Genomic DNA, 23290 nt, shown 5'->3' with positions numbered 1-23290 from the left:
AATAAGAGAAGTTTTTATAAATGAATCGAATATGACGGTACATATTATAAACGTTGGTTTTTTTGCTCCATTATGTTTAAAAAGTTAATATTCTTTAGGTTACCGTTAATATGGTGTCAAATATTTATTAAAGCCGATAAAATCTTAATACATTTTTATCACAGTAAGAATGTTGAAACAAGAACCTTCTACTTAATTAGAAATTCTTATGAAATTTCCTATACAACCTGTTGAAATATAACGTACCTTTGCAGCCTTAAATTCAGGTGTATATGACTGCTATAAAAAACATTGCTATAATTGCCCACGTAGATCACGGGAAAACTACATTGGTAGATAAAATTATGTACCATTGTCAATTGTTTCGTGATAATGAAAATACGGGTGATTTAATTTTAGATAATAACGATTTAGAACGTGAAAGAGGTATTACAATTACTTCTAAGAATGTTTCTGTTGTTTATAAGGATACTAAAATCAATATTATTGATACACCAGGTCACGCGGATTTTGGAGGAGAAGTAGAGCGCGTATTAAATATGGCTGATGGAGTGCTATTATTAGTAGATGCTTTTGAGGGACCTATGCCACAGACTCGTTTTGTACTACAAAAAGCAATTGATCTGGGGTTAAAACCTTGTGTAGTTGTTAATAAAGTAGATAAAGAAAATTGTACTCCAGAAGAGGTTCATGAAAAAGTTTTTGATCTGATGTTCGAACTAGGAGCAGAGGAGTGGCAATTAGATTTTCCAACTGTTTATGGTTCTGCAAAGAACAATTGGATGAGTGATGATTGGAAAAATGAAACCGATAATATTGAGCCATTATTAGATATGGTGATAGAGCATATTCCTTCTCCAAAAATTGAAGAAGGAACTCCACAACTTTTAATAACTTCTTTAGATTTCTCATCATTTACAGGTCGTATTGCTATCGGTCGTTTACAAAGAGGAACATTGACCGAAGGAATGCAGGTTTCACTTGTGAAAAGAGATGGTAGTATAAAGAAAACAAAAATAAAAGAGGTTCATACTTTTGAAGGTTTAGGAAGAAGAAAGACCGAAAGGGTAGAAGCTGGTGATATATGCGCTATCGTAGGTTTAGAAGGATTTGAAATTGGTGATACAGTAGCTGATCTTGAAAACCCAGAAGGATTGAAGACCATAGCGATTGATGAGCCAACGATGAGTATGTTGTTTACCATTAATGATTCTCCGTTTTTTGGTAAAGATGGAAAATTTGTTACTTCGAGACATATAAAAGAAAGATTAGAAAAAGAGCTAGAGAAAAATTTAGCGCTTAAAGTGAATCCTACAGATAGTGCAGATAAGTTTATCGTTTTTGGACGTGGAGTATTACATTTATCAGTTCTTATTGAGACTATGCGTCGTGAAGGATATGAATTGCAGATAGGACAGCCTCAGGTAATTATAAAGGAGATTGATGGAGTTAAATGCGAACCTATCGAGGAATTAACGATTGATTTACCTGAAACGGTTTCAGGAAAAGCAGTGGAGATGGTGACGATGCGTAAGGGTGAGATGTTAAGCATGGAAGCTAAAGGAGATCGTATGGTCTGCGAATTTTTGATTCCATCCAGAGGAATTATCGGAATGCGTAATCAATTGCTAACTGCTACCGCGGGAGAAGCAATTATGGCACACCGTTTTAAAGAATACCAGCCGTTAAAAGGAGATATTCCCGGACGTATTAATGGTTCTTTAGTTTCTATGGAGCGCGGTTCTGCGATACCATATTCAATTGATAAGCTTCAGGACAGAGGTAAGTTTTTTGTAGATCCAGGAGAAGATATTTATGAAGGTCAGGTTATAGGCGAAAATTCCAGAGGGGATGATATGGCGGTTAATATCACCAAGACTAAAAAAATGTCTAATGTACGTTCTGCAGGTGCTGATGATAAAGCTAAGATAGTTCCTGCAATTAAATTTTCTTTAGAAGAAGCTTTAGAATATATTCAGAAAGATGAATATGTAGAGGTAACTCCCAGTTTCTTACGATTAAGAAAAATTTATTTGACAGAAAACGAACGTAAGAGAAATAAAATAGTGTAATCTATTTGATTTATAATATTATAACAATAAAATCCCGGTTTTTCAGGGATTTTATTGTTAATGGCTATAATGTAAAATCTACAGTATCCTGAGGTATTGACTATTTCTGCAATCAATTTTAGATTTAGAATTTGTAGCTTATATAAGGCTTTTATATTTGATAAATAATTTCTTTTGTTTTATGTGTTTTATGATTTAATTATATTAAGTGAAATTTAGGCTAAAAAACACCTTCAACCCCTTTAGTCCAAAACAAAATACTTATTTTCACTATTTATAAATCAAATGTCAAAAGCATATATCGTAAAAAAATACCAGCATAGCGACTCTGAGCTATGGAATAGTTTTGTGAAAGATTCTATTAATGGAACCTTTCTTTTTGATCGTGATTTTATGGAATATCATCATGATCGATTTCTTGATTATTCATTGATGGTGTTTGATAAACAAAAATTAATTGGATTGTTTCCTGCTAATAGTGTAGGGGCAGAGGTGCATTCTCATCAAGGGCTTACTTATGGTGGTCTCATCATTTCCGCATCTACAGGAGGAGAAAAAGTAAGAGATATATTGTCATCACTTATCGATTTTTTTAAATCCCATAATATCACCACAGTTTTTGTTAAATCGATTCCGGCTTTTTATCATACTCAGCCTGCTCAGGCATTTACTTTCTTTCTTTCAGAATATAAGACAACTATGTATCAAAGAGATCTTAATCTGGCAATTGATTACAGGAAGCCTTTGACAATTCATAAAAGTAAATTAAAGCATTTTGAAAAAAGAAAAGAGGTGGGTTTTCTTGTTAAAGAAGAAGAAAATTGTGCTGATTTTTGGAATCAGGTATTAATACCCAGGCTCAAAGAAAAACATAATGTATCACCTGTGCATACGGTTGATGAAATGATGAGTCTCAAAAATAAATTCCCAGAAGAGATTAGGCAATTTACTATAAGGCTGAATGGACAAATCCTCGCAGGAATTACTGTTTTTAAGACAAATTCTGTCATAAAATCGCAATATGGAGCGGTCACTAAAGAAGGTGAAAAATTAAGAGCGCTGGATTTTCTTTTTATTACCTTAATTCAAAAATATAAAAAAGAAGGGTATACATTCTTTGATATGGGAACGGTTACAGAAAATAACTTTGGATTGTTAAAACAAAAAGAAGAGCTTGGCTGCAGGATTTATACACAAGACTTCTATCGGTTAGACATATCATTTTAAGAATTAGCTAACCAGGTTTCTTCATATCTTTTTGCTATTTTAATATAATGATGTTCTTTTTCAATAAAATCTCTGGCTTGTTTTCCTAGTATCGTAATTGTTGAAGGATTTAAAATTAAATGTTCCAGATCCTGAGCAATTTTTTTACTATCGGGAGTAGTATCTACGGCTACTTTTTTTGTTAATTGATAATAATCAGTAAAAGCTTTTCCTGCTCCGGTAAATACTACTTTTCCCATAGCCATCGCTTCTAGTGCATTATATCCCTGATCGTGGGCGTGTGTTTGATCCAATAGAATATGAGTAGATAAAAAATGGATTATATACTCATTATAGGATAGATCCCGTGTGGTGACAATTTCAATACGATCAGCATATTTGTTTTGAAGTATTGCGAGAGCTTCCTCAAAATATCGGTTTCCTTTTTTTATATAATTAGAGCTATTTATTCCGTGTAAAATTTTTATTTTTCCAGTGACCGGAAGCTGTTGATATTTGATCGTATCAGTATTAATTGCATTGGGTATGATAGGTAGCTTTTTTTGGGTGTCTTCATAAGCAATATTATATTCTACACTTGCAGGAATTACACCTTGAATATGATTAAATACAAAATCATGAATGGTTTTTTGCTTATTGGATATAAAACATAGTGTATTTTTATACTCTTTTTTCAAGGAAGGGTTTTCTAAGTATGGGCTTACGGTACTATGAGAAAATTTTCCTGATAATAAGTAAGAAATAAAAATGTAATCATCTCCACAAGCTGATAAAAAAACATTTTTATTGTGCGTAAAAAGAAAGTGCAATAGTTTTTTTTCAAAATAAGAATCAATATTAAAAGGAGTTTCATTGATCAGTTGAACAACGTCAAAATCCTTGAGTATTGATGTATGTTTTTTGAATCTAAAAAAAGTCTCTATAGAAGCAATATCAAGCTTTATTATTTTATAGATGATATGTCTGACTTTATTTAATAAAAAATTATTTTTGATAAATCTACCGTCAATGTTGATATCTACCGGGTATTTTTTAAAAATATCACCACTACCGATAAGAGTCACCTGATGACCATTTCGCACCAGCCCTTCTTTAAGCGAATTGTGTAATCTACTATATTCTCCTACTAATAATATGTTCATGAAGGCAATTTTATGTCTTGCTTTGTAAGACTTAAAAAAAATATTCTACGTTTTTAGGGAGGTACATAAAAAAAAATATCTTTGTTGTAAAGGTATTTTTAATACTTTAATAATAAAAACAGAATCATATAGAATTTACTACTAATAAAAGGAAGGGTTATTTCTTCTAAGATAAAAACGACCATGACAGATTTTTTACCATCTATTCCTTTTTTAAATCTTACTAAAATTAACAGAGCTTACGATCCGATTTTTAAGGAACGTTTTTCAGATTTTGTGCAATCTGGTGTTTATGTTAAAGGAAAGGCGGTAGCAGATTTTGAACGTGATTTTGCTGCTTTTTGTGGGGCTCAATATTGTATAGGGGTAGGTAATGGTCTGGATGCGTTGACGTTAATATTAAAAGGATATATAATATTAGGTGCAATAAATCCTGGTGATGAGGTATTAGTGGCTGCAAATACTTTTATTGCCACAATTTTATCAATAAAGCAAGCAGGGTTAACTCCAATTCTTATAGAACCTGATCATGTCTCTTTTACGATGAATCCTTATCATGTAGAGAATTATATTTCAGATAAAACAAGGGTGCTGTTGCCTACTCATTTGTATGGACAATTGGCTGCGATGACAGCTATGAATGAAATAGCAAAAAAACATAATCTATTGGTAATTAGTGATGCAGCGCAGGCACATGGAGCCAAAGATGAACATGGTAAGATGGCAGGAAGTCTCTGTGATGCGGCTTCATTTAGTTTTTACCCGACAAAAAACCTGGGAGCTCTGGGCGATGGAGGTGCCGTAACTACAAGTGATAAAAAACTAGCAGAGGTAGTAAGAAGTATCGGGAATTACGGTGTTTCCAGTAAATATAAGAATCAATATATTGGCGTTAACTCTAGGTTAGATGAGTTGCAGGCAGTATTTTTAATAGAAAAATTAAAGAACTTAGAAAGAGATAATAACAAGCGAAGAGCGTTAGCAAAAAAATATCTTTCTTTAATTAACAATGATAAGATACATTTGCCAGCATGGGATGGTTCAGAAAATCATGTGTTTCATCTTTTTGTAGTCAGAGTTGCTGATCGTAAAGAATTTTGTACATACTTAGAAAATTCAGGTATAGGATATCTGATTCATTATCCAATACCACCACATAAACAGAAAGCACTACAAGAATTATCATCGCTGGTGCTACCTATCACAGAAAAAATACATGATGAAGTAGTGAGTATTCCATTGCATATCGGTTTAGAAGATCAAGAAGTAATGCATATCATTAATGTCTTAAACCAATATTAAGTTGTGAATTCTAATTTCCAAAAGCTTAAGGATAATGTTTTAGTGAAAGTGAGCTCTTTTAATGCGTTAGGAGTTATCATTATGTCAGTAACTAGTCTCGTAAGTTCTAAAGTAATTGCTCTCTATCTGGGAGCAGAAGGAATGGCACTAATAGGCAACCTGCGTAATGTGTTAACCACTATTCAATCTATCAGTACACTTGGATTATATAATGGTGTTGTAAGATATATATCAGAGTATAAGAAAAACAAAAAGGAGATGGCAGCTATGTTATCTACTGCTTATTATACGTGTCTTTTAGTTACTATAGTGCTATCCGTATTTTTATATATTGGTTCTGATTTCTGGAATGCATTGATTTTTACAGATCGTTATGATTTTAGATATATTTTTGAGGCAATGGCCATTGCACTGCCTTTTTATGCTGCAAACACATTTTGCCTGGCAATTATTAATGGATTTTCTAAGTATAAGGTTTATATTATTCTAAACATTATCGGTAGTATTTCAGGATTGTTTGTAACCATCTTTTTGGTATTACAATTCAACTTAGATGGAGCATTCATTGCAATTATAGTGAATCCTGTGATTTCTTTTTTTATTACCATTATTCTTGTTTTAAATCAACAGAATTTTATAAAGTTTTTAAAGGTAAAGAGGATTTCTCTAAAGTATTTGAAATCGTTAAGTACCTATGCGGTAATGGCATTAATATCGGCTACGATTTTGCCAGCAATTTTGATACGAATTAGAAATTTTATCATTCTTAATGAAGGAGCGAATGAGGCAGGATATTGGGAAGCTATGCAGCGAATAAGTGGACAGTATATGATGTTTATAACAACATTGCTTACTGTATACTTATTGCCAAAATTCTCAGAAATTAAAAGAAGCAATGATTTTAAGAAAGAAGTATTTGGTTTTTATAAAATAATCTTGCCTGTATTTTTTATTGGTTTTCTATTAATTTATCTATTGAGGAACCTAATTATTGCATTGCTTTTCTCTGAAGATTTTAAAGGAATGGAATCTTTGTTCTCCTGGCAACTATCAGGAGATTTTGTCAAAATAGCTTCCTTGGTAATAGCTTATCAGTTATTAGCAAAAAAGATGTTTTGGTATTATCTTATTACAGAAATTATCTCATTTGTTATTCTTTATTATTCAAGTATGTATTTAATAGCAGAATTTGGTTTTAAAGGGGCATCAATGGCTCATTTTTATAATTATGTATGCTATTTTATAGTATTATTGATCCTATTCAGAAAATCACTTTTTGGTCCTGATCGAAGCATCTGATAAAAGAGAAATTAGGTTGCCCTTCTAAAAATATGAGAACAAAGGTTATAAGCTTTTGTATCTAAATTATTGTAAAACGATCAATATATTACAGTGTTTATAGGTATTCTTGACGGAGTTTACCCTTTGAATATAAATGATTTTCTGTAGATTGCAAATCGAAGCATTCAAAAGCTATAGTTACAGTTTAGAATAGTATCTTAGTGATATATAAGATAAGAAAAATAGAAACAGATGTGTATTTTTCAGTACGAATATAAATAATGAACCATTCTAAGGGTGTTAACATTTAAAATATAAAATATTCAACCACAATGGCAAGCAGTACTTCTACTCAAAAAAAAGTAATTAAAACCAATCTACAAGATTGTAAAATCATTGAGATTCCTAGTATAAAAGATCCCAGAGGTACTATTGGTGTTGTAGAGCATGATGTAATTCCTTTTGAAACAAAACGGGTATATTACTTATATGATGTTCCTAGTGATGCCAGTAGAGGAGGCCATGCACATATTAATTTATGTCAATTCTTAATTCCGGTAAGTGGTAGCTTTGATGTGATACTCCATGATGGTGAAATTCATAAAAAAGTGACACTCAATAAACCTAATAAAGGATTGTTAATCACATCAGGAATATGGAGGGAATTAGAAAATTTTTCAGCAGGATCTGTATGTTTAGTATTAGCTTCAGCAGTTTTTGAAGAAGCTGATTATATTCGGGATTTTAATGAATTCAAATTACGTAAAGCTAGATAGTTTAATACCTGCTTTTAGTATTAAAAAGGTTTGAATCTTTTTGCTTAGTAGTAATAATGATTTTGGCAATCGTATTAATATTTTCTGTTTTGTATTTAGATTGATAAAGTCAATTTCTTTTCTATATTTTTTTGCCGTTTTGTGATCGCCCGCCATGCGATATTGAAGAGAGATTGCAAATCTATTTTGATCCAGATAATTTTTAAGACTGATATTTTGTTTTTCCTCTTTTTCGAATTTACTAAGATCTATAAAGCTCCTTTGCAAGGTATTTGTGTTAGAAATTCTATTAGTAGCATCCAGATGATAGGTGGCTGTTATAAAAGTAGCTAACACGACATTATACCTAAGCGCAATCCTTATCCATAAATCTGTATCTTCTCCAGCTCCATGCGTAATAGATATGTCAAACGCGCCTAATATATCAATAATGCGTTTAGGTACTGCACAAGCCGATGTCCACGCGATAGGATCAATTAGGCTGGAATCAAAAAAATCATCAATGATCATAAATCTTTTACCTGTAGGGTCAATATTTTTGAAATTAACAATATGAGTAGATTTTGAGTTAAATCTTTTTTCATAAGATGTTGTATATAAACCTGCCTCAGGAAATTTTTGATACAATGTAGCTAGTATGTCGAGGTGATTAGGATACCAATAATCATCTGCATCGAGAAAAGCAATAAGAGTGCCTTTCGCTTTTTGTATTCCTAGATTTCGGGCTTTAGAAACTCCTTGATTTTCTGTAAGAATATACCGTATTCTATCATCATCAAAGCAATGCACGGCTTCTTCGCTTTGATCTGTAGATCCATCATTGATAATAATGATTTCATAATCCCTGAAATTTTGATTGATTACAGAGTGTAAAGTTTGGGCAATACTATTTGCCTTATTGTATAAAGGAATTATGATAGAAAAAAAAGGCACTATTTTTTATTTTTAATTAGGCAAAAGTAACCTAAACGGTATAGATCATAGCATAAAATTGATGGATAAGAAGAATTGAAGTTCATTTTAAGGATATTTCTAGTTGCCTTAAAAAGTAGTGAAATAAGAGTATCCAGTCGTATTCTTTCCAGTTTGTAATATAGTTTAGAGACTTTATATCGGTTTCTGGGTAGTTTTTTTGTGTCAATTAATTCGATTAAATTTTCTATAGCTGTTTCTGTTTTCTTTATAAAAGTAGTTGCATCATCCTGAGCATCATGGATGACGGGATTGTTAATGTGTTTAATTGGGATTCCTTTTTTAGTAATTCCATCAAAAAAAAGTACGTCTTCACAACCATATTTTTTCAAAGACTCATCAAACGGATTGCGCTTGAAAATTTCTTTCTGTATCAGGAAATTAGAAGAACAAATAACAGGTTGTGTATGAGAAGGTTTCTGAATACTGGATTCTCTTTTTTTAGTATAAGCCCAGCGTAAGGTAAATGGTTTTTTGGGAGGTTTACTTAGATAAGTCATACCACCAGAAACTACAGAATACTCTGGATGATCAAGATAATCCTTAATAAAGTTATCACTTTTAGGAACAGTACCTGCATCGATAAAGAGTAATAAATCATACTTAGCTTCTGCGGCTAGTAAATTTCTAATAGCACTTCTACCTATATTATTTGGTAACTCTTTATAAGTAGTATTTGATAAATTACTAATAGCATTATTTTTGACACTAAACTGTTTTGAACCATCATCATACACTCTTATTTCAAAAGTGATATGACAATCAGATACTTGGTTATGGATCTGAGAAACCATTGAAAAAATGTTATAATTATAAACCGGAATCAAAATAGATAACATGAATAGGCGTATTACTAAGAATTTATAATTATTTTTATGATAAATTTATGAAAGATACATGAAGCACTTGTACAGAGACCACATTGCCGATTTCATATATAATAGGCTCAAAGATAATGAAGATGCATTAAAAAAGCACTTTGATCTTACGAGTTCTGGGGTAGGATGCTTTTATATAGATGATTTATTACCAGATGACATTGCGACACGTATTTATAAAAGTTTTCCTGAAACTAAAGATGTAAATGTTAAAAAAAGCATAAGAGAGTATAAGTATGTTGCTGCCCAAATGGACAAGTACAACCCATTATTAGAAGAAATAATTTTTGCTTTTCAGGATGTAAGAGTGGTTAACCTAATCTCTGATATATGTGGATATGATGCTATACAACCTGATAGTAACTTATATGCTGGTGGTATTTCTATGATGGGAAAAGGAAATTATCTGAACCCTCATCTTGATAACTCTCATGATAAAGACAGGGCGTTGTGGCGTGTGTTAAATCTTTTATATTATGTTACACCAGATTGGAATCCGGAACATGGAGGTAATTTAGAAATTTGGCCAGACGGATTAAAAGGGGAAGCAACAGTAATAGATGCAAAATTTAATAGGCTTGCCGTAATGGCTACCCATAAAAAATCGTGGCATTCTGTTAGTAAAGTAAACACTGATGGTGTTAGATGTTGTATTTCTAACTACTATTTTTCTGATCAGCCAGTGAGTAATGAGAAATCTTTTCATGTTACTACATTCAGAGGGCGTCCCGGACAGTTTTTTACGGACAAATTATTGCAATTAGATTCATCAGTGCGAATGGGGGTAAGAAAATTATTCAAAAACGGCATTCGAGAGAATCCACATGTCTATAAAAAGTAAAAGTCTTAATGAAAGTTAAGGGTCGATCTAAATTAAAATTGTAGGTGAAAACGTTTTATTGCATTTTTCTTTTTTTCTAAATTTAATATAGGTTTGCTGAATATCAAATCTTTCGGGTTAATCTGTATTTAGTTGTTCATACATCATATAATCATCTTGTTCTGTATAGACTATCGCAATAGGGCATAATTGTTTCTGAGTTGGAGTCTCTATAAAATTGCTTTAATATTACTTACAGGTATTACACTGATGTTTTTCGTCCCAAAATGATCAGACGAAAGGAATTTTAATTAATTCTTTGGGAATATATAGAAATGTTTTGGTGTTATTTTTTTAGAATTTCTTTTATGCTTTCATGCAGTACTTATCCTTTTCTTTGTACAACCTCAAAAACTTTGTTGCCTTCACATTTTAAAGTTTTTGAAGGATATTTAAGTAATAAAGCATAATCATGTGTTGCCATTAGAATTGTATTTCCATTCTTATTAATATCTTGTAATACTTCCATGACCTCTACAGATGTTTGTGGATCCAGATTTCCGGTAGGCTCGTCTGCGAGAATTAGTTCAGGGTCATTAAGGAGTGCTCTTGCGATTGCAATACGCTGCTGCTCACCTCCTGATAATTGATACGGATATTTAAAATCTTTGGTTTTCATCCCTACCTTATCCAGAACAGATTCAATTTTACTTTCCATAGCTTTTTGATCTGCCCAACCTGTAGCTTTCAGTACAAAAATCAGATTATCCTTCACCGTTCGGTCGTTAAGTAATTTAAAATCCTGAAAAACGATTCCTAATTTTCTTCTTAAAAATGGAATTTGGTTTTCTTTTAAAGTAGTAAGGTCAAAGTCGACAATACTTCCCTCTCCTTCTATTAATGGGATATCTCCGTAGAGTGTTTTCATAAAACTACTCTTTCCGGTACCGGTTTTACCAATGAGATACACAAAATCTCCTTTATTGACTTCTACATTCACATGAGAGAGAATGAGGTTATCACGTTGATAAATAGACGCATCTTTAAGGTTTAGAACCGAATTGGACATAATATAGTATTCTAATTTTATTAATTTAGTAAAAGTAAAAAGTTTACGCTAATATGTATTTATTAAAATTGTTTTTTTATTGCCAGCTGTTTTGAGTACTTTTCAGAAGAAATAAAATGACTACCTCTTGCAATTTAATACTATTGATTTTGCGTTATTCTTTCCGGCCATTTTTGTGTTATACTGGTTTGTCTTTAACAAATCTATAAAAGCTCAAAACATTTTTCTGGTTGTAGTTAGTTATATATTCTATTCATTTTGGGATTGGCGATTTTTATCTTTGATTTTTTTTAGTTCGATACTTGATTTTTTTATTGTCAAACGATTAAAAAAAGCTGAATATAGTCATAGGAAATTGCTTTTGGGACTTAGTTTATTCGCTAATCTTGGGATACTTTTTGTGTTTAAGTATTTTAATTTCTTTATAGAAACGTTTGCAGAAGCTTTTTTGTTATTCGGTGCACCAATTTCTTATAGTTCTGTGCAATGGATATTACCAGTTGGGATTAGTTTCTATACATTTCAGACATTGAGTTATACTATTGATGTATATAGGAAAAGAATGGAACCTACTGATGATATCATTTCATTTTTTGCATTTGTCTCTTTTTTTCCTCAATTAGTTGCTGGCCCCATAGAACGAGCTACTAATTTACTTCCTCAATTTCAGAAAAAAAGAGTGTTTACTTATAGTAGGGGTATTGATGGATTACAGCTTATTCTGGGAGGGTTGTTTAAAAAAATGGTTATTGCAGATAACTGTGCTTTGATTGTCAATAAGATATTTGACAATTATACAGATTATTCGGGTAGTACTTTATTTTGTGGAGCTATCTTTTTTGGTTTTCAGATTTATGGGGATTTCTCAGGATACTCTGATATCGCAATAGGAACTGCCAGATTGTTAGGTTTTGATCTCAGGAAGAATTTTAATTTTCCTTATTTATCAATAAACTTAGTGGATTTCTGGAGGCGATGGCATATTTCTCTTTCTACTTGGTTCAGGGATTATGTATATATCCCATTGGGTGGAAATCAAGTGTCAACGATGCGATTGATAGTTAATATTCTAATTGTTTTTTTTGTGAGCGGTTTGTGGCACGGGGCTAATATAACATTTGTGCTATGGGGTTTAATTCATGGAGTAGCATTGATTTGTACTATTTTTATACAGAAAGGAACAACTTCTTTTTTTAAGAATAAAAAATCTATCTTCTGGGAACTTCTGGGAATTGGTATTACTTTCTGTTTGGTGACGTTAGCATGGGTTTTCTTTAGAGCAGAAGATAGTGTACAAGCTTATGGCTATGTGAGTCGTATTTTTTCTGTAACTCTTTTTTCATTACCCGAAGGACACAAAGGAGTCTTACTTTTGTTATTGGGTTATATGACAGTAGAATGGTTGCAGCGGCATAGAGAACATTTATTAGATATTACATATATCCACTCAAAATTTATCAGATACACCATTTATTATCTTACAGTCTTTATTGTTTTTTATTATGCAGGTGATTTACAAACCTTTATTTATTTTCAGTTTTAGAGATGAAAAACTTTCTTAAACATACAGGTGTATTTTTGGTTCCGGTTGTTCTTGTTTTTATAGGTGTCGAATATTTCTATCAGACTACCGTATCAAACTACTCATATAAGCATGAAATGATAAAGAAAAATTATGATCAGGTCGAAACCTTGATTTTAGGAGATTCTCATGCCTTTTTTGGGATTAATCCAGACTATTTAAGCACAAAAGCTTTTAATATATCTAATATAAGTCAGAGTTTATACTTTGATCAGTTGCTTTTTGAAAAGCATGTGGATAGTATGCCAGCATTGAGAAATGTAGTTATTACTCTAGGATATTATAGCTTAAGCCAATTAGAAAATACGAAAGAGGATACTTGGAGAAAATATTTTTATCACCAGCAAATGGAGTTGGATGTACCGATGATTAGTAGTGTAGATATCAGAAAATATAGTCTTGGATTAACACGACGTTTTGATAAATCGCTTACTTTATTTCAGAAATATATAGAGAATGGAACGATTATAGATTGTAATGCCGATGGATGGGGTACTTATTACAATAAATCTGCAGATGAAGACCTTATTGTCCAATCACAAGTAACAGCAAAGAGGCATGAGGATTTTCTGGTTGACTTTGAAGAAAACTTAGCAAGGCTTAAATCGATAATAAGATATTGTGAAAAAATCAATTGTAAGGTATTTCTTGTTGATATGCCGGTTCATCCATCTTATCTTAATGCCTTGAACCCTGTGAAGCTTCAGAAAATCACTCTCTCCTGTAAAACGTTAACTAATGAGTATCCAAATACAACTTATATTGATTTACGAAGAGATCAAAGATTAGAGAATGCTGATTTGTATGATCCCGATCATTTAAATCATAAAGGAGCAAAAAAATACACAAAAATTATAAATGAACACATAAGTACTTTTAAAAAATAAGAAACCGTATAATTATCCATATTTTTTTTCGTTAGTATATGGAATACAAAGGGAAATCATTAATGCAAAATATTTTCACAGGATAAACAACTACTTTAAGAAAGGCAATGCAGGTATTGCCTTAAAATTCTATTAAATTTGCTATTCCGGTTAGGGTCGGAATTTAAACTTTAAAAAAGAAGTATTTATATGAACAAATACATCACTTTGATGCTTTTTGTTGCGTTCCTGTCTTCATCGATTTTTGCGCAACAATCTGCTATTTATACTAATGAATTAGTACGTTACAATCAAGCATTAGAACTGTACAATAATAAACAATTTCTGGCAGCACAGAATTTATTTGATAAGGTAAAGGATGCCGTAGATGATGATAATATCGAATCAGAATGTGCTTATTATATTGCCAATTGTGCGGTATGGCTTAATCAAAAAGGAGCGGATACTATGATGGAGGATTTTGTGGTAGAATATCCCACCAGTGTGAAACGTAATGCTGCCTATCTGGATGTTGCTAATTATTATTTTGATAATGGTAAGTATGCATATGCACGTAAATGGTATGAAAAGGTGGATCAAGGGAACATGAGTAGATCCCAGAAAGAAAAGTTTAATTTTAATAATGGATATGCTTATTTTAAAATTCAACGGTTTAATGAAGCAAAGAAATTTTTGAATGAAGTAGCAGAATCTGATAAATATGGTGCAAAAGCAAAGTATTATCTGGGTTTTATAGCATATGAAGGAGATAATTATCAAGAAGCTGATAAACTATTTGATGAGGTAAAGGATCTGGATGAATACAATAAAAATTTATCTTATTTCCAGAGTGATATGAATTTTAAATCCGGAAAATTTCAGGAAGCTATTGATGAGGGATTAGTGCAACTTCCTAATTCTAAACCTACAGAAAAATCAGAGCTGAATAAAATTATTGGAGAAAGTTACTTTAACTTAGGTCAGTACGATAAAGCAATTCCTTATTTAAAAGAATATAAAGGTCGAAAAGGTAAATGGAATAACACGGATTATTATCAATTAGGATATGCCTATTACAAAGGAGGAGATTTTACGAGTGCCATTTCAGAATTTAATAAGATCATTGGTGGTGATAATGCCACTGCTCAGAATGCTTATTATCACTTAGCAGAAGCCTATTTAGAAACCAATCAGAAGCAACAAGCATTAAATGCTTTTAAGAATGCCTCAGAAATGGATTTTGAAGCCAAAATTAAAGAAGATGCTACATACAATTATGCAAAACTGAGTTATGAAATAGGAAACTCCTATGAAAGTACACCACAAGTATTACTGTCTTATCTGGAAGCATATCCAGATTCTGAATTTAAAGAAGAAATAGAGGAGCTGTTAATTAGCTCTTATATTACTTCTAAAAATTATAAAGAGGCGATGGACTTATTAGAAGGAAGTCGTAATTTTAATAATAAAACGGTGTATCAAAAAGTGGCTTTCTTTCGTGGTATCGAGCTCTATAATGAGAGTAAATATGCTGAAGCCATTGTGTATTTTGATAAATCGCTAGCGCAACAGACAGATCCAGTATATACTGCTAAAGCAATTTATTGGAAATCGGAAAGTGATTATTTGCAAAACAATTTTGAAGAAGCCTTGATTGGTTTTAAACAATTTAAAGGAAGTACAGATGCTGCATCTACAGCAGAGTATAAAGGCGTTGATTATAACCTGGGATATACTTATTTTAAATTAAAACAATATAAACAAGCATCTGATGCCTTTGAGGCATATATAAAACAAAATGCTACAGAAGAGGAGGTGAGATTGACCGATAGTTATCTCAGGCTGGGAGATAGTTATTTTATTTCAAGTAATTATTGGCCGGCGATGGAAGCATATAACAAAGCCATCCAGAGAGGAGGAGCAGATGCTGATTATGCGCATTATCAGAAAGCAATTAGCTATGGTTTTGTCAAAAAAAATGATAAGAAAATTAGTGATCTTGAATTGTTTTTAAAACAATATCTAAAATCTACCTATCGTGACGACGCAATGTTTGCCTTAGGGGATACGTATATAGCAGAGAATAATATACAACGAGGGATTGCATCTTATGATCGGTTGACGAAAGAATTACCCAGGAGCTCCTATGTGCCCAAAGCATTATTAAAACAAGGGCTAGTTTATTATAACGGTAATCAAGGTGATAGGGCGTTAAGTAAATTTAAAGAAGTAGTTGCTGAGTATCCTGGTACAGATGAATCTATCCAGGCAGTGAATACAGCAAGACTGATTTATGTGGATCTAGGAAGAACTGACAAATATGCTAATTGGGTAAAAGGGTTAAGTTTTGTAGATGTTACCGATGCAGACTTAGATAATACATCTTATGAAGCAGCAGAAAAACAATTTTTAGAGAATAATTCATCTGCAGCTATCAATAGTTTTCAGAAATATCTTGATGAATTTCCTAATGGTCTACATGCCTTACAAAGTCATTTTTATTTAGGACAACTATACTATCAAAAAGGAGATAAAAAAGCAACAATTCCTCATTATCAATACGTATTGCAAAATGAACGAACAGAGTTTACAGAACAAGCACTGGCAAGATTATCACAGGTATATCTCGAAAATCGTCAATACACAGAGGCCATTCCTGTACTGGAACGATTAGAGAAAGACGCGGATTTTCCTCAAAATATTATTTTTGCACAATCCAATTTGATGAAATCACATTATCAATTGGTACACTACGAGCAAACTATACAGTATGCAGAAAAAGTGTTAGAAAACTCAAAAATACAGAATGATGTTAAGAGTGATGCTCAGATTTTTATTGCCAGAGCAGCATTACAAACACAAGATGAAGCCAGAGCAAAACGTGCTTACACTGAGGTAAGTAAAATCGCTACCGGAGAACTAGCAGCAGAAGCGTTGTATTATGATGCCTACTTTGCACATAAGGAAGGTTCTTATAAAGTTTCTAATGAGTCCGTTCAGAAATTATCCAAAGAATATTCAGGCTATAAGTTGTATGGGGCAAAGGGACTTGTATTAATGGCAAAAAACTTTTACGGTCTAGGAGATGCTTATCAAGCTACTTATATTTTAGAAAGTGTAATTAAAAATTTTACCGATTTTCCTGAGGTCATAAAAGAAGCAAGAGCTGAGCTTAAAAGTATCAAAGCAGAAGAGGCTAAAACAAACTCATCCATCCAACCTGAATAATAACATAAATTTAGTAAATCAATTGTCTTATATGTCTGGATATTGTAAAAATATAATGATACTTTTTTTAAGTATTTTAAAACCTGTTAGGTCTACTTTTGGACTTTTTGTTATCATAGTATTTGGTCTTCATTGTGGAGCGATTGCGCAGGATGATGATGAACAAACATTAGAAACAGAACGTGTAGTTATCGTTAAAGCTTATACACCTACTATCAGTGACGCTTTTAAGGTAAAATCCACTCCGGTCTTAAACGATTCTGTAACTCAGAAAAAAAAGCAAATTCGATATAGTATTTTTTCAGTACCGGTTGCCTCTACTTTTACGCCGGCAAAAGGGAAAGCAGAAAATATTGACAAACCACAACAGATTCCTTTGTATGATAATTATGCTACGTTAGGAGTAGGTAATTTTACTTCTGTTCTCGCAGAATTTTATAGTAATTTTCAATTAAACAGAACTGATAATGTAGGTTTATATCTACATCATAATTCATCTCAGGGAGGAATTGAAGATGTTGTATTGGATGATAAGTTTTATAATACCTTTTTAGATCTTAATTATACCTCACGGACAAAGGATTTTGTCTACGGAATCGAAGTTGGTGCAGAACATCAATTATATAATTGGTATGGGCTACCTGATATTCCTGTTTTAACTGAAGAACAATTAGAGGGTATTGATCCACAACAGAATTATTTTGGTGGTAAATTAGGAGGTAAATTTGAGTTTAAGGATAAGTATTTTAATAAGGTGGTAGTCAGTTATCGATATTTTGGTGATGCATTGGGTTCTAGAGAAAATAGATTCATAGCAACTCCAACTTTAGAATTCAATATAGCAGATGAGATCGTAACCACCAATATTAATATTGATTATCTGGGTGGTGGTTTTGAAAGAGAACTTCAAGCAGGAGTTCTTAATGATTATAAAATATTAAATATGGGGATTCAGCCTAATTTATTAGTATTAAGAGATAATCTAACATTAAATTTAGGAGCAGAAATTGTCTATAGTGTAGATAGTCAGAGAGAAAATAATAGTTTTCATATCTATCCTAATGTGACTGCATCGTATCGTTTGCTGGGAGAGAATGTAATTGCCTACGGAGGTTTAGAAGGAGGGTTGAAACAAAATACGTATCGGGATGCGGTACAAATAAATCCATATGTATCCCCAACATTAGAAATCAGACCTACCGATAATCAATTTGACACCTATGTTGGCTTAAAAGGAAAAGTATATGATATGGTAAGCTATAATTTTAGAGGGAGTCTTCGTTCAGAAAAGAATAAAGCAGTATTAGTTCATAATGACGAATCTCTACCGCAATTAGAAGGGTATGACTTCCAGAATTCATTTTCATATCGATATGATGATATCAATACAATAAGTGCATATGGAGAACTAAATTTTAGTATCACCAAAAAATTTACTTTAGGCGCTACCGCTGAATATTTTAATTACAGCACGGATAATGAAGAAGCCGCCTGGAATTTACCTGAAATAAAAGCTTCTATCATTACCGATTATCAAATTACTGAGCAGTGGTTTGCGGGCGCACAGTTATTTTTTGTTGGAGAGCGAAGAGATGTTGATACTTCTGTTTTATTTACGCCACCCGCTTCAGAACCTTCTCTAACACTTGATTCTTATTTTGATGCTAATATTAATATAGGGTATCGATTCAATGAGAAATTATCAGTTTTTGTTAAAGGAAACAACCTTGCAGGTGAAAACTATGAGCGTTGGACAAATTATCCGGTACAGGGAATACAGGTTTTAGGAGGTTTAACATATAAATTTAATTATTAGCATACATTTTTTTATTCTAAAAATAAGTTCTTTTTCAAAACTGAAAGAAATAATTCTTATAATCAATGATTTATAAATCTATGGCAAATCTAATGCCGGTAAAAAAATATATGTAAGCTACTTATTTTTGTCTCTCATATTTATTTTCTGAATGTCAGAGAATACTTTAGTATATAATTTATTTTTTAGAAAACAACTTCACAGACTTTCGAGATATATTCGCTTAAAAAACGCCATATGTTGCTTATTTCAGGTTGTAAAACATGCATTTATAGGCTTTTTCAGATACTTTTAATATAAAAATGATAATTAAATAAACCTCTTAATTATGATAAGTATGAAAAACCTGATAAGATTAAGTATTGCAATGGCGGCTATTACAGCTATAATAATAAGTTGTAGTAATGATGAAAATGGGAATGATGATGATGAAGATATTGTTTCTGGGGAACTACACGCAGCATTTGCTGATTTTGATACTGATGAAACTACAATTTATTTAGAAGGTTCTAATGTTGTCATCGAAACGACGGGCAATCCAAGCCATGACACGCCATATTGGGGAGAGGGTAATGAAAAATACATTGCTCCAACAGTAACAACTGAGGAGGATATGACGCCTACAAGAATTCCTCAATATGATGGTACTGCCTCTCTAACGGTAACCACTACACCAGAAATAGCAAGTAGCACTACTGCAACTCAATTAGGAGCAATTGGTATTGCGGTAAGTGGAGCTGCAATTTTTAATGATCAAGAAGGGAACGGAGCATTAGATGAGGCTGCTGTGAGTTTAGATTATACAGGAGGTCATATTGGTCCCGCAGAGTATCATTATCATCTAGAACCTTTAGCATTTACTAATGATGATGAAAATTTAGTTGGTATTATAGCGGATGGTTTTTTTATTTATGGTAGAAAGTGTAATGCTACAGGAACATATCCTAACGATTTAGATGCTTCGGGAGGTCATACAAGTACAACCCAACATACTAATGAAGCAGAATACCATTATCATATTATTAATGAACTGTATTCAACCACTGGTAGGTACATAGTTTTTGTAGGTCCCTATCAAGGAGATCCAAGTTCAATTAATTAATAGAGTAATTTCATAATTTTTGTTTAGCTGCCTACAAGTAGTTTTTAGGCAGCTTTTTATTTCTACTATTTGTTTTTATCTTTTTATAATCACTTTTGACGTCAGTGATTTTTTAGAACTATTATCAGAAATACTAATTAGATATGTACCTTCGTATAATGTTTCGATATCAAAATATGCAATTGTCTGCCCTTTATTGATTTCTTTCTTTTTCAATTGCTTTCCGCTCATATCACATAATACCACTTCTACGTTTTCTTGAAGTAAGCCATTCATTTGGATTGCTATTAAATCTGCAGCCGGATTAGGAAAAATAGATATGTTGGAGTTTTTTAAATCAAAAGAAGTAACATCCAGTGTTGCATCATATACCGTTGTAGATTCGGTAATTGCATCTACTTTTCTATTTTCTCCCGTACCATAATACGTGGGTCCTATTGCATACGGATATGCTGAATTCCAATTTTCATCTACGGTAGCAAAATAGGCATAAGTGCCTTCAGGGTATTCTGGCGTTACACAAATCCGACCATTATGTTCATCCAGAAAATCATCTGTTCCTCCATCGATCCATTCATAATCTTCTCTAAAATATCCTAAAAAGTAAGTCTCATCTACATCGGGCCCATCGTTTACATCTGTTCCGTCTGCGTGAGTTGTTCTGGTTGTAATATTTCGTAACTGATACCCTGATTTCATTCTAACAACGCCTCCACTACCGTCAGCATTCTGATATCCATAGGCTCCATATATAGGAAATCCATCGTAGGCAAATCCAATTAATGGGGAGTGTTGATTCTCATTAATAGCGTATAATCCATCTGCATCGTATAAGTTACAAATGTCAGAAACTACTTCTTTATCAAGTTTAAAGGCAGATGGATTTTGATGATGATGATAATTACCCATTGCGGGATGTCCTTTAGAACAATCAAAACCTTCTTTTTCTGCTAATATAGCATCCCTACCCCAATCAGATCCATTAAAACCACCCGGACACGGACTATTTCCCGGGCCTCCACATAGAGATTGCGTAGTAGAATTCCAGGCAACTCCATCTCTAAAATCAAAAAGGGATACACCATTAATAAAAACACCAATATTACCGCCTGTAGTACTAATGGGAGTTCCTGTATTTTGAGTTGGATTTAACGGGATTTGATAAATCGCTTCTTGATCAGATGCCTGAGTACCATTACCATCTAAAAATGGACCGGTAGGATAGGAGGGAACTCCTGTAGTAGTTATATATACAAAATCATCAGAGTATTCTACTTTCTGACAGTTTACCAATAGATTATTAGTGATAGCAGTACTATTTCCGTCTATATAATAGGTTCCGATCTGTGTAGTGTTCTGAAGCCAGGAAGTGATCCCCGGATTAGATTGCCCTCGCATACTTATGCCATAAGTAATTAGGAACAATAGAGATATAATAATTTTTCTTGCGGTTATCATGCGATTCTTTTTGTTAATTAATGATCAATAACTGTAGTAAATGTTGTTGTACTCTTATCATCAGAGATTTCTATAAAATATAATCCATTTGTATAATGATCGACAGGGATAGATATTTCAGTTACTGTGGATGCATAACTTTTTATATGCAATAACTGCCCTGATGAATTACTGATTCGTATATTTCTTATACCAGCATTACTATTGGTAATATATATGAAGTCATTAGCCGGATTTGGATACATTGCAATAGTTTCTGCGAAGATATTTTCTTCTTCTGATAATGTTACATTACAATCGTCTGATATAGAATTAGTATTTTCTATGGTGCCTATCGCTGTTAAAGTATGACCAGCAAATCCAATATAATCGTCTGGATAAAAGTTAGCTCTGAAAACGGGATTGGCTGATGGGGTTTCTCCTTGAGTCATTATACCTGAGTTTGCAGCAGGATTTATATAAGTCCAGACAGTAGTGCCTGATGAATTAACTTCTGTAAAAGTTCCTTGTGGTCCGTCACAGATGAGAATATTTCCATTTGATAAAAGTTCTGAACCAGAAATATTTTGTGAATAAAGATTGTTTGGATTTCCTTCATTATATATATAAGATGGTGAAGCAGGTAAAAAAGGTAGGGTTGAGGTATAGTTAAAACCATCCACTGGCGGATTTATGATATCTACTGTCGTATAATTGCCACCAGGTCTTCCATTTCCATTATTAAAGATTATAATTTGATTTTCATAAGGAAACCCATCTTGTATCCATCTAGCATCATGCTGTCTGAATAGCTGTGCAGATGCTCCGGATTGGTTATATGCCAAAGGATTCCCCCATCTATAAAGTAAGTCACCTCCTTTGCCAGAGTTTCCGCCAGAACTTCCTGAAGCTTGCTCAGTTGTGGTGCTGTGATCAATAATCCATATTTCACTAAATTCATGAGAACTTAATACGATTTGATCCAGTGCAGCATTATAATCAATGGAATTTAAGTGAATCCAATCAGAATTAGTGGCACTTCCTCCATAATTTAGATCAATCAATTGAGGGTTAGTATTTACAACTCCAAAATTAGGTTTTGTATTATCATATTCCTGAACGATATGATCCCATAGATTCCATTGCCAAACAATAGTTCCTCCATCTGTTCCTACAGGTTCAATCTCTAAAACTTTCTCACTCCATACAGTTTCTGGTACTAAGGAAGGATCTCTTCCCTGAGCAATTGCTTCTGTATTCGTTTTAGAATCCCAGGCAATGACCAAAATATTTCCATTAGGTAAAGCTTCTATATCATGATGTTGGCATTGGGTAGCGTCAGAAATTTCATAACTCCAGATAACGTTTCCATTCCAATCAATTTTTTCAATGATACCTCCTTTTCCACCAGCATTAAATGTAGTGTTATTAGTATTTCCTGTTCGTAATAAATTGCCATCTGGTAGTATATAACAAGATTGCCCGGGTCGATACGAACTGGGCCAGGTTTTTACTTGTTCTCCGCATGTATTTATTAAATAAGTATCGGTTTGCCCTATGGGAGCGAATAATACATAGCCATCGTTTAATGTTCCTGTATCGTTCTGGGTAAGACCAATTGTTGTTTGTGGATACAATTGGTTAAGTGCTATTGACAGAAAAATAGCATATAGGATCAATTGTTTCATAATTTGAGTTTTAAGTTGATTTGGGTGTTGTG

At 32.7% G+C, this 23290-nt stretch carries 17 protein-coding genes; 11 read left to right on the top strand and 6 right to left on the bottom strand.

Annotated features, from left to right (window positions below):
* Positions 1-272 precede the first annotated feature (272 nt).
* Both typA and ABD816_RS01960 read left to right on the top strand, forming a co-directional pair.
* Positions 273-2072: a translational GTPase TypA gene (gene typA / locus ABD816_RS01965; RefSeq protein ID WP_344924240.1), complete on the top strand. Its 1800-nt coding sequence runs from the start codon at positions 273-275 to the stop codon at positions 2070-2072.
* A 285-nt stretch (positions 2073-2357) separates the two neighbouring features.
* Positions 2358-3299 (top strand): GNAT family N-acetyltransferase, encoded by a 942-nt coding sequence (locus ABD816_RS01960; protein ID WP_344924239.1) that lies wholly within the window; start codon positions 2358-2360, stop codon positions 3297-3299.
* On the opposite strand, the gene ABD816_RS01955 is transcribed toward ABD816_RS01960, so the two are convergent.
* A complete protein-coding gene (locus tag ABD816_RS01955) occupies positions 3296-4441 on the bottom strand; it encodes a glycosyltransferase family protein (protein WP_344924237.1) in 1146 nt (381 codons plus the stop codon). The genes ABD816_RS01960 and ABD816_RS01955 overlap by 4 nt on opposite strands.
* A 183-nt stretch (positions 4442-4624) precedes the next feature.
* Between ABD816_RS01955 and ABD816_RS01950 the strand changes: the two genes are divergently transcribed.
* From ABD816_RS01950 to ABD816_RS01940, 3 genes are all read left to right on the top strand, one after another.
* Complete coding sequence (locus ABD816_RS01950) at positions 4625-5743, top strand: DegT/DnrJ/EryC1/StrS family aminotransferase (RefSeq protein ID WP_344924235.1); 1119 nt, start codon at positions 4625-4627, stop codon at positions 5741-5743.
* Positions 5744-5746: 3 nt separating this feature from the next.
* Positions 5747-7042: an O-antigen translocase gene (locus ABD816_RS01945; RefSeq protein WP_344924233.1), complete on the top strand. Its 1296-nt coding sequence runs from the start codon at positions 5747-5749 to the stop codon at positions 7040-7042.
* Positions 7043-7356: 314 nt separating this feature from the next.
* On the top strand, positions 7357-7800 hold the full coding sequence (locus tag ABD816_RS01940) for a sugar 3,4-ketoisomerase (RefSeq protein ID WP_344924231.1): 444 nt from the start codon (positions 7357-7359) through the stop codon (positions 7798-7800).
* Here the strand turns inward: ABD816_RS01940 and ABD816_RS01935 are convergent.
* Together ABD816_RS01935 and ABD816_RS01930 are read right to left on the bottom strand one after the other, a co-directional pair.
* A complete protein-coding gene (locus tag ABD816_RS01935; RefSeq protein WP_344924229.1) occupies positions 7783-8733 on the bottom strand; it encodes a glycosyltransferase family 2 protein in 951 nt (316 codons plus the stop codon). The two genes, ABD816_RS01940 and ABD816_RS01935, sit on opposite strands and share 18 nt — an antisense overlap.
* Positions 8733-9611 carry a glycosyltransferase family 2 protein gene (locus tag ABD816_RS01930; protein WP_344924228.1) on the bottom strand — a complete coding sequence of 293 codons (879 nt, stop codon included), beginning with the start codon at positions 9609-9611 and terminating at the stop codon, positions 8733-8735. The genes ABD816_RS01935 and ABD816_RS01930 overlap by 1 nt, the downstream gene beginning before the upstream one ends.
* A 58-nt stretch (positions 9612-9669) precedes the next feature.
* On the opposite strand from ABD816_RS01930, the gene ABD816_RS01925 reads away from it, so the two are divergent.
* Positions 9670-10491, top strand: a complete 822-nt coding sequence (locus ABD816_RS01925; protein WP_344924226.1) for a 2OG-Fe(II) oxygenase — start codon at positions 9670-9672, stop codon at positions 10489-10491.
* A 364-nt stretch (positions 10492-10855) separates the two neighbouring features.
* Here ABD816_RS01925 and ABD816_RS01920 read toward each other — a convergent pair whose 3' ends face one another.
* Positions 10856-11539: a cell division ATP-binding protein FtsE gene (locus ABD816_RS01920; RefSeq protein WP_344924224.1), complete on the bottom strand. Its 684-nt coding sequence runs from the start codon at positions 11537-11539 to the stop codon at positions 10856-10858.
* 127 nt (positions 11540-11666) lie between these two features.
* Between ABD816_RS01920 and ABD816_RS01915 the strand changes: the two genes are divergently transcribed.
* The 5 genes from ABD816_RS01915 (at position 11667) to ABD816_RS01895 (ending at position 20133) form a co-directional block, all read left to right on the top strand.
* Positions 11667-13082, top strand: coding sequence for an MBOAT family O-acyltransferase (locus tag ABD816_RS01915; protein WP_344924222.1), 1416 nt, complete (start codon positions 11667-11669; stop codon positions 13080-13082).
* A 2-nt stretch (positions 13083-13084) separates the two neighbouring features.
* A complete protein-coding gene (locus ABD816_RS01910; protein ID WP_344924220.1) occupies positions 13085-14008 on the top strand; it encodes a hypothetical protein in 924 nt (307 codons plus the stop codon).
* 189 nt (positions 14009-14197) lie between these two features.
* Positions 14198-17215 (top strand): tetratricopeptide repeat protein, encoded by a 3018-nt coding sequence (locus ABD816_RS01905; protein WP_344924218.1) that lies wholly within the window; start codon positions 14198-14200, stop codon positions 17213-17215.
* Between the two features lie 55 nt (positions 17216-17270).
* Entirely contained in the window at positions 17271-19031 is a 1761-nt protein-coding gene (locus ABD816_RS01900) for a TonB-dependent receptor (protein ID WP_344924216.1), read from the top strand.
* A 337-nt stretch (positions 19032-19368) separates the two neighbouring features.
* Entirely contained in the window at positions 19369-20133 is a 765-nt protein-coding gene (locus ABD816_RS01895) for a YHYH protein (protein ID WP_344924214.1), read from the top strand.
* Between the two features lie 75 nt (positions 20134-20208).
* Here the strand turns inward: ABD816_RS01895 and ABD816_RS01890 are convergent, their stop codons facing one another.
* Complete coding sequence (locus tag ABD816_RS01890; RefSeq protein WP_344924212.1) at positions 20209-21591, bottom strand: T9SS type A sorting domain-containing protein; 1383 nt, start codon at positions 21589-21591, stop codon at positions 20209-20211.
* Between the two features lie 17 nt (positions 21592-21608).
* Positions 21609-23258 (bottom strand): aryl-sulfate sulfotransferase, encoded by a 1650-nt coding sequence (locus ABD816_RS01885; RefSeq protein WP_344924210.1) that lies wholly within the window; start codon positions 23256-23258, stop codon positions 21609-21611.
* Between the last annotated feature and the right edge of the window lie 32 nt (positions 23259-23290).

This window comes from Aquimarina addita (assembly GCF_039539305.1).
Taxonomy (GTDB): Bacteria; Bacteroidota; Bacteroidia; order Flavobacteriales; family Flavobacteriaceae; genus Aquimarina; species Aquimarina addita.
Note: the sequence above shows the minus strand (reverse complement) of the source record. Positions and strands in the feature narration are given on the sequence as shown.

Excerpts from the sequence above, each read along its gene's own strand:
- typA (WP_344924240.1), top strand. The coding sequence starts at position 273 with ATGACTGCTATAAAAAACATTGCTATAATTGCCCACGTAGATCACGGG.
- ABD816_RS01960 (WP_344924239.1), top strand. The coding sequence starts at position 2,358 with ATGTCAAAAGCATATATCGTAAAAAAATACCAGCATAGCGACTCTGAG.
- ABD816_RS01955 (WP_344924237.1), bottom strand. The coding sequence starts at position 4,441 with ATGAACATATTATTAGTAGGAGAATATAGTAGATTACACAATTCGCTT.
- ABD816_RS01950 (WP_344924235.1), top strand. The coding sequence starts at position 4,625 with ATGACAGATTTTTTACCATCTATTCCTTTTTTAAATCTTACTAAAATT.
- ABD816_RS01940 (WP_344924231.1), top strand. The coding sequence starts at position 7,357 with ATGGCAAGCAGTACTTCTACTCAAAAAAAAGTAATTAAAACCAATCTA.
- ABD816_RS01930 (WP_344924228.1), bottom strand. The coding sequence starts at position 9,611 with ATGTTATCTATTTTGATTCCGGTTTATAATTATAACATTTTTTCAATG.
- ABD816_RS01925 (WP_344924226.1), top strand. The coding sequence starts at position 9,670 with ATGAAGCACTTGTACAGAGACCACATTGCCGATTTCATATATAATAGG.
- ABD816_RS01920 (WP_344924224.1), bottom strand. The coding sequence starts at position 11,539 with ATGTCCAATTCGGTTCTAAACCTTAAAGATGCGTCTATTTATCAACGT.
- ABD816_RS01910 (WP_344924220.1), top strand. The coding sequence starts at position 13,085 with ATGAAAAACTTTCTTAAACATACAGGTGTATTTTTGGTTCCGGTTGTT.
- ABD816_RS01905 (WP_344924218.1), top strand. The coding sequence starts at position 14,198 with ATGAACAAATACATCACTTTGATGCTTTTTGTTGCGTTCCTGTCTTCA.
- ABD816_RS01900 (WP_344924216.1), top strand. The coding sequence starts at position 17,271 with ATGATACTTTTTTTAAGTATTTTAAAACCTGTTAGGTCTACTTTTGGA.
- ABD816_RS01895 (WP_344924214.1), top strand. The coding sequence starts at position 19,369 with ATGAAAAACCTGATAAGATTAAGTATTGCAATGGCGGCTATTACAGCT.
- ABD816_RS01890 (WP_344924212.1), bottom strand. The coding sequence starts at position 21,591 with ATGATAACCGCAAGAAAAATTATTATATCTCTATTGTTCCTAATTACT.
- ABD816_RS01885 (WP_344924210.1), bottom strand. The coding sequence starts at position 23,258 with ATGAAACAATTGATCCTATATGCTATTTTTCTGTCAATAGCACTTAAC.